General features: G+C 40.9%; 6 protein-coding genes. 4 read left to right on the top strand and 2 right to left on the bottom strand.

Going from position 1 to position 11731, the window contains the following annotated elements:
- Positions 1–9: 9 nt before the first annotated feature.
- A complete protein-coding gene (locus C4S54_RS06830) occupies positions 10–1992 on the bottom strand; it encodes an alpha-glucosidase (RefSeq protein ID WP_103868851.1) in 1983 nt (660 codons plus the stop codon).
- A gap of 70 nt (positions 1993–2062) precedes the next feature.
- Positions 2063–2854, bottom strand: a complete 792-nt coding sequence (locus C4S54_RS06825) for a hypothetical protein (protein ID WP_160110717.1) — start codon at positions 2852–2854, stop codon at positions 2063–2065.
- A 209-nt stretch (positions 2855–3063) separates the two neighbouring features.
- On the opposite strand from C4S54_RS06825, the gene C4S54_RS06820 reads away from it, so the two are divergent.
- The 4 genes from C4S54_RS06820 to C4S54_RS15980 all read left to right on the top strand — a co-directional run.
- Positions 3064–4839, top strand: coding sequence for an EAL domain-containing protein (locus C4S54_RS06820; RefSeq protein ID WP_103868849.1), 1776 nt, complete (start codon positions 3064–3066; stop codon positions 4837–4839).
- A gap of 47 nt (positions 4840–4886) precedes the next feature.
- A complete protein-coding gene (rocF, locus tag C4S54_RS06815; RefSeq protein WP_160110716.1) occupies positions 4887–5792 on the top strand; it encodes an arginase in 906 nt (301 codons plus the stop codon).
- Positions 5793–5812: 20 nt separating this feature from the next.
- Positions 5813–7540, top strand: coding sequence for an MATE family efflux transporter (locus C4S54_RS06810; protein ID WP_103868847.1), 1728 nt, complete (start codon positions 5813–5815; stop codon positions 7538–7540).
- A gap of 22 nt (positions 7541–7562) precedes the next feature.
- A partial coding sequence (locus tag C4S54_RS15980) for a non-ribosomal peptide synthetase (RefSeq protein ID WP_160110715.1) occupies positions 7563–11731 on the top strand: 4169 nt, incomplete at its 3' end.

The following is an 11731-nucleotide window of genomic DNA, read 5'->3' as shown; positions in this document are numbered from 1 at the left end:
TTTGTGTAATTACAAGTTGTCAGTTACTTCAATAAGCTTCTCAAATAGTTCTGCATTTTTTCTCACAAATACAGGCGGCATCCCGACCTTCCCTTCGATTTCATACCTTCCGCCCTTATATTCTTTTTTTGTAAATAGATGGATCCAGGTATCATCCGGTAAATATACGTTCCTTGATTCAGAGTTTTCTTTTAGCACAGGAGCAACGAGAATATCCCGCCCCAACAGGTATTCTGTTTTCTCTGTGTAGGCATCTTTTTCATCATAGTGGTAAAAGAGAGGTCGCATGACAGGGAGTGCCCTGGCTGCATTTTCTTCCACGCACTCTTTGATGTAAAAAGCTAATCTTTCATGAAGCCGTGATGAACGTGAAAGCTGCTCCAAAAGTTCGTCATCTCCATCAAACTGAACATTTCTTGATGGCTGATTACCCTCATGACTTCTAAAAAGAGGTGAAAATACATTCATTTCTTCCCAACGAAGAAGCAGTTCTTTTGACCTGGTCATATGCATTATTGTTGTGTAACCGCCAACATCAGAATGCGTAAGACCATAGCCGCTCATAGCAAGAGACAGCGTTGCAGGAATAACAGATGCTATTCCATCATCCACAGACCAGTCCACATGCTGATCTCCGGTCCACATCATGGCCGAAGCGCTGATGGTTCCTGTGTGTCCGGCTCTGGTAAAAAAGAACACTTCATCCGATACGCCACATTCCTCAATGGCTTCTTTATTCATCTGAGCCCAGATAGCAGGCCATCTGTTGTGGAGCTTTTGCGGGTCTTCGCCGCTATAAAGCACGCAGTCAAGTGGCAGATATTCCCCAAAATCAGCCATCCAACCGCCCATGCCAAGACCAATCATGTTTTCCTTTATCAGGGATTTGTACCAGTCATAGACCTTGGGATTAGTGAAGTCCACCATAGCTGCGGGGAAGGTTGTGATAGTAACGAGGTAGTCACTGCCATCTTTTGCCTTGACGCAAAAGCCTTCCTTTGAAGCAGTTTTGTAAAGCTCACCCTCCAGTGCGATAAAAGGATTTATGTAGCCAAGAAAGCGAATTCCCTTTTGTTTCCATTCTTTTATCTTGATATCAAGATTGTGGTAGAGGTCCTTATCCCACTGCCAGTTCCACATTACCTGATAACCAAAGCCTGTCCGCCTGCAGCCGCACCAGTCCTGGGACCAGATACCGCAGATCTTTCCGCCTTTGTCTTCGACTTTTTTTATCTTCTCATCGATTATCTCAGTGCCTTCCTGTATTGCCAGAATCGCACCATTGTAGACCCAGGATGGGAGAGGGCGCTGGTGGCCTAAAAGCTCTGACAGCTTACCTGAAAGTTCTTCGAAGCTTTGAGCTTTGTAGTAGTAGATAACAGGAGCTTCCTGCGTGTATAGCGTTATATGATCTTTTTTTCTGAAGTCGAATTCCGAATATGCGCTTACGTCAACATGTAAGAAGTACTTGTCACTTGATACAAAGGTTGGTTGTGCATAATAGGATTCATATTTGTCAAAAGACAAGGTCTTTTCCGGATGTTTTCCGAAGATTTTTTCCTTAATGATTTTTTTACCGATGCGATTTGCATTTTGATGCTCTGCCACAAAGATTCGGACCTTTTCCCCTTTGAGGTCGAATTTGGAATATGTCTCCCCGCAACCATAAATGTGCTCGCCTTCATTACTTTTAAGCGTGATCCAGAACCTGTTAAACTTTTCGGTGTCCCCAAGGAAAGAAAGCTTTGTGATGCCGTTATCCAAAGTGGTGATCTGAGCTTTAACAGTAATGTCTGAATGAGCCGCTTGGAATTTAATGGTAGTCACATTCTCAGAGGTATCTGATGAAACATGATCCAACTTGATCTTCTGATCGATATGCTGCCTGTATTTAAAGCTGCCGCGACTCATTTTGAAATCATTTGTGCCGCTCCCCACCTGCAGCTCAAGCTGTTCAAAACTTTTTTGATTAATGGATATCACTCCCTTCATATCAATTAATTAAATGCTTTAATTAATTATAAATTATACAAGCTGCCTACTGTGATATCAAGAGGCCGCATCAATTTTTGTTTTCAAACAGCCATTCTAAATAGGAGTCATCTGCCATCACGGCAAGATCAGACTGGTGATACCCCGTAAGAGCACCACACTTAAGCATTTCTTCGTTGGAAAAAGTTGTGAGATATACATTTTCTGAGCCCATTGCTTTTAGGGTAGAGTAAGCAGATTTGCTGACATTCACAGGAATTACATTGTCATTTTCAGCATGGGCAAACCACAGAGGAATATCTTTTATCTTAGAAAGATCCGATGTTGAATCTTTTGAGTAGGTCAGAGCAGGGCACATACATATGGCGCCGGCGATATCTTCAGAGTAAGATTCCAAAAACTCAATTGTTGCAAGCCCTCCAAAAGAATTGCCTAAAACATAGATTCTGTCAGGATCGACTTTTCCGTCAGATATGAGCTTATCCGAGATTTCTTTTAACTTGGAATACATACTATCCCTGTTTGACTTGGCAAGGAATATATTGTCTTCAATAGCGGGGGCAATAAGATAACATGGCCTCAAAGCCTGGCTTTCCTCACTTGTTATCGTAGTTACAATCTTTGTGTTTTGGGCAATCTCATTTTCTCCATACCCATGGAATACGATGACAAGAGGCTTATCTGTGCCATCTTCAGGAGTGAAGAGATGATAGTCAAAAGAAATATCCCCTTCAGCTTTTTTTGTCTCAAAGCCGGAACAGGCGACATCTTCTGTAGAAGTAGCTGCGCTTTGTGCGCATCCTCCCAGTAGCAGTGATATTAAAAGCGAAATGTATAGAATTTTAAGAATACCTTTTTTCATACTGATAATCTCCCCAAAAAATAATTTTAGCATATGCATCTCCCATGTAGTACTATAGTCAGGTGAAAAAAAGTATATGAGGGAAGCTAAATTGATAATGAAAAAGTTAACTCAAAATTTATCTTTATTTTAGATATATATTATCAATAAAATACTTTTCTTTTATATGATTTATTTATAGAAAAAAATGGGGCGAAGGAGAAATTCTTTTGTATAAACTCCCTGATGATATAAAAAAATCATATGAGAGTCTTAAAGTACCGATGATCATTATTGAACCTTTAGCAAGTGGTGATTTTGAGCCGCTTGCTATTTCTGATGGTTTTCTTGATTTTCATAGTTTATCAAGAGATTATTTGAAACGTCTTCATGATAAATGGGATAATGAGATCTTTTTTGAGAGGATTCATCCTGAAGAGAAGGATAAGCTTCGCGCTATAAGTATGGATTTTCTTGAAAAGAAAACAGACTATGACATTACCTTCAGGGTCAGAATGGATGATGGCTATCATCTCATACATTCAATCGGCTATTGGCAAACCATGGAAGATGGGACAGATCTTGCATTTTTAGTCTACCACGATGTTCAAAAACATGAAAATATGTTTGTCGAAATAGCAAATAAGTATAAGCTGTTTCAAAGGGATGAATTTTATGTCGATGCCTTAACTAATCTTCCAAATATAAATTATGTCAATAAGAATGGTGACAGTAAAATACAGGAAATTGTTGCCAGGGGCAAAAATCCGGTTGTTATTTACCTGGATATAGACTCCATGCAATCCTACAACAGGAGATATGGACTAAAAAGAGGCGACGAACTTTTGATCCTTGTTGCTAACATCCTTACGGCAGAGTTTCCACATGGAATAGTTGCACGTGTTTTCTCTGACCATTTTGCTGTTATTGATGCATATTTGAGTGATGAAGAAACAGTTAAAAAGATTGAAAGCGTCAATTCAAAGCTCAAGTCAAGAGCCTTCGGAATAACAACAGGCTTAAATGTAGGAATATATGTAGATAAAAAGAATGATTCACTAAAAGAATGTATTGACCACAGTGTAAGAGCCAACAAGCTTGTTGGTGAGGATTTAAATAAGTACTACAGATTCTACACTGCAGAGGACGATTCTTTATACAATCATCAGAGATATATAATCGAGAACTTTTATACAGCAATGGACAACAACTGGATAAAGGTCTTTTACCAGTGCTTTCTGCGCATAGAAACCGGCAATGGAATGGGATTTGAGGCGCTTGCTCGCTGGATTGACCCTGAGAGAGGGACCATAAATCCTGATGATTTCATACCTGCACTTGAAAAGTATCATCTTATGCATGAGATGGACCTTTATATGTTTGAAGCAGTGTGTAAAGAGATAAAGATCCGTTACGATGAGGGACTTCCTCTTTTACCGGTTTCCATCAATTTCTCCAGGCAGGATTTTGATTATATTGATGTTATTGAAGAGATCAACAAAATCTATGATAAGTACGATATTAGTCAGTACGGTATAGATAAGAGTTATTTTATCATCGAGATCACCGAGCAGGGTCTTTCTAAAGCAACAGATAAATTCCACGAACAGCTTAAAAAGATTCGTGAAAATGGCTATAAATTGTGGGTTGATGACTTTGGAAGCGGCTATTCATCCCTTGATGTATTCAGTAGTTTTGATATTGATCTTATCAAATTTGATATGAGTCTTTTGATAAATCTTGATGCACATAATAGTGCTAACAGAGTAGTTTTGAGGGGAATGATAGATATTGCACATGAGTTGGGAATCCATACTCTCTGTGAGGGAATGGAAACAGAGGAGCAAAAGGAGTTCCTGTTAAGCGCAGGATGCGAGCTCGGGCAGGGTTTCTTTTATCATAAGCCGGAGAGCCTTGATACCATTTTGGAGAGGCATCATAAAGCTATTCCTATTCCAAAGTGGGAATCAGAAAAAGAGAGACAAACACTGGATAATATTTGGTAGTTAATACGCGTATGTACATTGAATAAGCTATTATGAGGAAAAAAATTATGAGAAAAAAGAGCATTGGAATCGTTGGTTCACAGATGGATCTTGGAGCTGTTAGAAAAGGTGTTGATATGGGGCCGCTTGCAATTCGTCACTCGGGGCTGATTCAAAAAATACGTGAAAATGGATATGAGGTTAAGGATTATGGAGATATTTTGCCCATGGTAGCAACGGATGAGGGCAATAGCAATATGCGGTATGAAAAAGAGATAAATGAGGCTAACCAGAGGCTTTTTGAGCAAGTTTTTAAGATACATGAGAGTGGAGCTTTTCCCATTATTCTTGGTGGGGATCACAGTATAGCTGCAGCCTCTGTCTCGGCCACTGCCCAGCATTATGGTGATATCGGAGTTATATGGGTAGATGCTCATGGTGACTTTAATGATGACAAAATAACTCCCTCAGGGAATATTCATGGTATGCCTCTTTCAGCGGTGTGTGGATGCGGACCTGATTCAATAGTCAGCTTTACAGGAGCGAGAGTTGATCCTCATAAGATTGCCATTGTAGGTGCAAGGGATTTAGATCCAGAGGAGGTCAAAAAATTAAAGAAATATGGTGTAAATGTCTTTTCTATAAGTGATATTCATCATTTTGGCATTAGAAAGATCATGGAGACAGCTATCGAGGTCACATCGGATGGCACGAAGGGAATTCATTTAAGCTTCGACATGGATGCACTTGATCCGGGAAATGCTCCCGGAGTAGGTACACCTGTAATGAATGGTCTTACAAACAGAGAGGGTTTTACTGTTTGTGAGATTCTTTCGGATATTGACAGGCTTCTGGCGATTGATATGGTAGAAACCAATCCTCTTCTTGATAGCAGAAATGCAACGGGTATATTGGCAGCTGAACTTATATTAACCTGTATTGGAAAAACTGACTATCAACTGTTTGGAATATGATCATAGGATAGGAGAGTTACATGAGCAAAATTCAATATAAGTATGAAAATCAATTCATAAGGCATAGCGCTGCGCGTTATATTTTTCCGCCTATGGTCGGAATGATATTTGCGCAGATTGCACCATTAGTTGATGGAGTATGTGTATCAAACTCTATGGGGGAGGAAGCTCTATCTGCTATCGGAACAGCCGGCCCAATTGGTTATATTTTCAATATTATTGCGGCTTTGGGAGGAATCGGATGCGGAGTTTTGATTTCAAGATGTTCAGGAAGCGGTGAAAAGGCTAAAGCTGCCAGGATTTTTACACGCACGATACTCATGCTTGTAATTGCTTCGCTCATTTTGAGCATAGCCGGGATTATATTTATAGATCCGCTGCTAAAGCTGCTTTGTGCTACATCGGAAAATTATCCATATGCCAAAACTTATATTATGGTGACTTTGGTGGGTGCGGTATTTCTTGTCTTGAACTTTTCTGGAGACTATATTCTTGCAAATGACAATAACCAGAATTTAGCTATGGCTGGGGATATTACAGGTGCTATAGTAAATATCATTATTGATTTTGTAGGCGTATATGTATTTCACCGAGGAATAGAAATTGTCGCATTTGGAACTGTATTTGGTTCTGTATGCTGCGTTTTTGTTTATCTTTTACATTTCAGAAAAACTGACAGACTGTGCAGATTTGTTCCAATTAAAAAAATTGAAACGGATCCGAGTGACCTTGAAATAATCAAGCCAGGATGTGCCGAGGCAGTAATGTATCTTATGTTCTCAATACAGCTTGCAATCCAGAATTTTGCACTGCGTGAAAGTGCCGGAACAATAGGAATAAGTAACTCAGCTGTAATGGAAAATCTTCAGCTTGTGATCACTATAGTTATTGCAGGTGCAACTGATGCAATATATCCTATGGCAGCGGCTTATGACGGAGAGCAAAATGAAAGTGGAATGCTTATGGTCAAGCGAATGCTGACAAAATATGGATTTGCGATGCTGTTCCCGCTAGTTGCAATTTTGTGCCTGTTCCCACAATTTATGATCATCCCATATGGCATAGATGATCCGGTTATGTTGGCTTCTCTTCCTATTGCTATTCGTATTATCAGTGTGGGGGCGTTAATAACGCTTATAACCATGCTTTTAATTGATTATCTTTCAGCTATTGAGGAGGAAGGAAAAGCAACTTTGGCCTTAATTATCCAGTCAATCGTAACAATAGGATTTATTTTGCTTTTAAATCCATTCTTTGGAATGGATGCGCCCTGGTATGCTTCGGTTATTGGAAGTATTGCGGCCCTCATTTATTTATGCTTTTTCTGTAACAATTTAACCGAAGGAATATATAAATTTCATCAAAAGAACCTGCTTCTTTTGACAGGAGGCCGGTTTGACAAGGACCATTCTGATGGTTGGAACTGGAAGCAGGATGCGGATGGTATTCTAACCGAACAGGAAATTTCTATGGTAGAAGATAAACTTTTTACACCATTGATGAAGGCTGTTCCTGCCGGGATTTTTTTACAGACAAGTTTTACAATCTTGGAGCGTGATGATGGATTAAAGGCGGTAATCCTTCGCTATAAATCTAAAAAGGATTATATTGGTACAAATTCGGATATGCCGGAGCAAGATGAAGATGATGACGATTTTGCACCGAATATTTGTATAAGATCAGAATTTCTTGGGGCACGCAGACTGATGATCATTCTTAGCGGGGAGGAAGAAACAGATAATTCCTGAATCATGGAGGGTAGATGCAGTCATGAAAGAATATAATATTGATGAATTATATACAGGATGCAGTGAAGAAACAATACCTGTAAAAGACAGCAATACAGTAGAATCTTCTTTTGTAAAATATGATGTTCACTATTTAGCAGAGGACTATAATGTAGAAAGCTTTTGCGAGGAAAAAAATATACAAACGCAGGCTTTTATTACTACCGCTTTTGCATTGACCCTAAAGTCATATACTGCATCGGAAGGAGCCTTTTTTACATGCATAAGTAACGGCAAAAAAGTTGCAGTTTGGCTCATATGTGATGCTAAGGAATCCATTCTTTCTGAAATCAAACACTGTGAGAATTTTTTTAAAAGTGATGAAGACAGCTATGAGAATATTGCCACAAAATTCAACCTGAAAGGCACTATATGCCTTGATCTTGATGGCAATTCAGCGCTTACATCGGGAACACAGCTTATGCTCAGAGTTGTAACTGAGGATAAAGGTATTACCTGGGAGTGTGAGTATGACTCGGCTGCTTTTTCAGAATATACAATAGATGGTTTGCTTCGTATGTTTGGCAATATCATACATGAGTTCATGAAAAAAGAACACCTTGGAGACGTATGCCTTACCGCCAAAGCTGATGAAGAGAAGATACTTAATATATATGATGCTTCAAGTCCGTTTGAAGATAAGCCAGGATATCGCCATCTCCAGGATTCGGCTGAAAAGTATCCTGACAGAACGGCACTTATCGCAATTGACAGGACGCTTTCCTACAGAGAACTTAATGAAGAAGCCAATGCTCTTGGTCATGTTCTGAGAGACAATGGTGCTGATATAGAAAGTAAGATAGCAGTCCTTGCAGACAGGAACAGTTATGGCTATGTAATGAGAGAGGGTGCCTTAAAGAGCGGCGGTGCCTTTATGCCTATAGACCCTGAGTATCCGGAAGAAAGGATAATGTATATCCTTGAAGATTCCGGGTGCAGTCTTCTTGTGACAACCGGGGAGATCATTGACAGGCGAAAAGACCTTATGAGTAGCCTGAAAGCGGCAGGTGTTACAGTGATAGATGTCACAAAGGCTGTAAAAGAGGGAAGCAGGGACAATCTTAATATCGATGTTCCGGGAGAAGCCCTCGCCTACGTGATCTACACCTCAGGTTCCACAGGAAAGCCTAAGGGTGTGATGATCGAGAACAGAAATCTTGCCAACTTTGTGGATGATAACATTCACAATAAGGAGGCCAGAGTATTTACTAAGTTTGGAAGAGTTACGCTTGCCATTGCGGCGTTTACTTTTGATGTATCTGTTCTGGAGGAGTTCGTTCCTCTTGGACACGGGCAGACAGTAGTTCTTGCAACCATGGATCAGATCATGGATGCGCAGCAGATGAAGGCTCTGATCCTTGATAACAATGTCGAATCCATGACATGTACTCCCACCTATATGCTCAACCTCACAGAGATTGAGTCTTTTGCCCCTGCCATTAAAAATCTTAAGTGCATAGATATTGGTTCGGAAGCTTTTCCGCCGGTTCTATATGCCAAGATGGCAGCAATAAATCCCGACCTTTATATATATAACAGCTATGGTCCGACAGAGTGCTGCGTAACCTGCACTTTAAAAGAACTTCACAGCACTGATGACATAACGATTGGATATCCTTTATCCAATGTAAAGCTGGCAACCTTTGACAGAGATGGCCGCCTTCAGGTTCCCGGAGCTCTTGGCGAGCTTGTTATCATGGGAAACGGAGTAGGAAGAGGCTATGTTGGAAGAGAGGACCTTAACAAGAGAAACTTCATTACCCTTTTAGGCCTTCCTGCCTACAGGAGTGGCGATCTTGTGCGCATTAAAGAGGATGGAGATGTCGAGTTCCACGGAAGGATAGATAATCAGGTCAAGCTCAGAGGACTTCGTGTTGAGCTTGGTGAAATAGAGAGCGTTCTTGGGAATTACCCAGGCGTAAGAAGCTGCATAGTGATAGTTGCAAAGGGTGCAACAGACTACCTTGCTGCCTATTTCACGGCTGATGAAAAGGTTGATATAAGGGGCCTGAAGTCCTATCTTTCCTCTTACCTTACTTCCTACATGGTGCCACAGGCCTTCATGCAGCTTGATGAGATGCCTATGAATCTTTCAGGCAAGATAGACAAAAAGGCACTGCCTCAGGCTGTAATGATGGAAGATGAGATAGTTCCGCCTGAGAATGAAACTCAGGAGCAGATCCTTGAGATCATTAAAGAAGTAATTGGTGATCTGCCTTTGGGCATCACATCTGATCTGTTTTCCTTTGGTCTGTCATCTGTAGGATGCATCAAGCTGTGCGCCCTTTTGTCAGAGCGCTTTGGAAGAAACCTTAAAGTATCGGATATATTTGAGAACAGTACTGTCAAAGCTATAGACAGTATCCTGAGAAATGCGGATGAAGAGAAAGAGTATGAACTCAGAGAAGAGTATCCGCTGTCAATGACCCAGACAGGTATATATATCGAATGTATGCGCTATCCGGGGTCTACCATCTATAACATCCCGGAACTTCATAAACTAGGGGACAGTGTGGACTGCGAAAAACTTGCCAGAGCCATTGAAAAAGCTGTAGCAGCCCATCCATATCTTTTCATGGAACCTGTAAGTGACAAGGATGGAATCGTACACGCAAGAAGAAGGGATGACTATAAGTTTGAAACTCCTGTATTTAAGAAAGATACCATTCCAACCGAAGATGAGCTGGTAAGGCCATTTTCCCTTGATACGGGAGAAGTTCTCTTCCGTGCAGAGATTTATGAAACAAAGAATGGTAACTATTTCTTCCTTGATACCCACCACATTGTAAGCGATGGCGGATCTCTTGATATTCTAAAAAGAGACATTGACAGAGCTTATTCAGGTGAAGAAATAGAAAAAGAGAAATATACAGGATATGAGTTTGCTCTTGATGAAGAAGCCGCGAGGAAAAGCGAGCGATTTGAAAAGGCAAAGGCCTGGTACGACGGTTACTTTGCAGGCTGCGGCGGAGAGACACTTCCGGTAAAAGATGGTAAGGAAGAAAATGGTCACATTGGCTTCTTAAAGACCACAGGAGAAACGGATGGAAATCTGATAAGACAGTTCTGCCTTGATAATTCCTGTACCATTAATGCTTTCTTTACGACTGCTTTTGGCCTTGCACTCAAGTCGTATACAGCATCTGAAAATGCCATATTTACTACAATCTATAACGGCCGAAGTGATGGAAGGCTTTCAGATAGTGTATCTATGCTGGTAAAGACCCTGCCGGTATATTTGGAATGCGCTCCGGGAAAGAAGGTTTTAGAGACCATAGAAGCATGCCAGAAATATATCCTGTCTGCAATGGCCAACGATATATACAGCTTTGCTGAGATAAGGAATGCTTATGATATCAAGGCTGACATTATGTTTGCCTATCAGGGAGAGTACGAGCATGGCGCAATGATTGGCGGAGAACCTGCCAAACTTGAAATGCTGGGACTTTCAAGGGCAAGGGCTGGTATAGGCATAGATTTAAGCCTTGATGGATCAAAGGTTGTTTATGAGCTTGAGTACGATCCGGCTCTTTTCTCTGAATTTACGGTAAAAGGATTCTTCCGTATGATGGATGTCATTACGAGTGAGTTTCTTTGCAAGGAACAACTTTCGGATGTATGCCTTACCGCCAAAGCTGATGAAGAGAAGATACTTAATATATATGATGTTTCAAGTCCATTTGAAGATAAGCCAGGATATCGCCATCTTCAGGATTCAGCTGAAAAGTACCCTGACAGAACGGCACTTATCGCAATCGACAGGACGCTGTCCTACAGAGAACTTAATGAGGAAGCCAATGCTCTGGGGCATGTGCTGCGAGACAATGGTGCTGATATAGAGAGTAAGATAGCAGTCCTTGCAGACAGGAACAGCTATGGCTACGTAATGAGAGAGGGGGCCTTAAAGAGTGGCGGCGCCTTTATGAGTATAGATCCTGAGTATCCTGAAGAAAGGATAATGTATATACTTGAAGATTCAGGGTGCAGGATCCTTGTGACGACAGGTGAGATCATGGACAGGCGAAAAGATCTCATGAGTAGCCTGGAAGCGGCAGATATTACAGTAATAGATGTCACAAAAGCCGTAAAAGAGGGAAGCAGGGACAATCTTAATATCGATGTTCCGGGAGAAGCCCTCGCCTACGTGATCTA

Origin of the sequence: Butyrivibrio sp. Su6 (assembly GCF_900108105.1) — a bacterium.
GTDB lineage: Bacteria > Bacillota > Clostridia > Lachnospirales > Lachnospiraceae > Butyrivibrio.
The sequence above is the reverse complement of the archived record's forward strand: the minus strand, read 5'-3'. Positions and strand labels throughout refer to the sequence as shown.

Coding starts and splice junctions, on each gene's coding strand:
- rocF (WP_160110716.1), top strand. CDS start 4,887: ATGAGAAAAAAGAGCATTGGAATCGTTGGTTCACAGATGGATCTTGGA.
- C4S54_RS06810 (WP_103868847.1), top strand. CDS start 5,813: ATGAGCAAAATTCAATATAAGTATGAAAATCAATTCATAAGGCATAGC.
- C4S54_RS06830 (WP_103868851.1), bottom strand. CDS start 1,992: ATGAAGGGAGTGATATCCATTAATCAAAAAAGTTTTGAACAGCTTGAG.
- C4S54_RS06825 (WP_160110717.1), bottom strand. CDS start 2,854: ATGAAAAAAGGTATTCTTAAAATTCTATACATTTCGCTTTTAATATCA.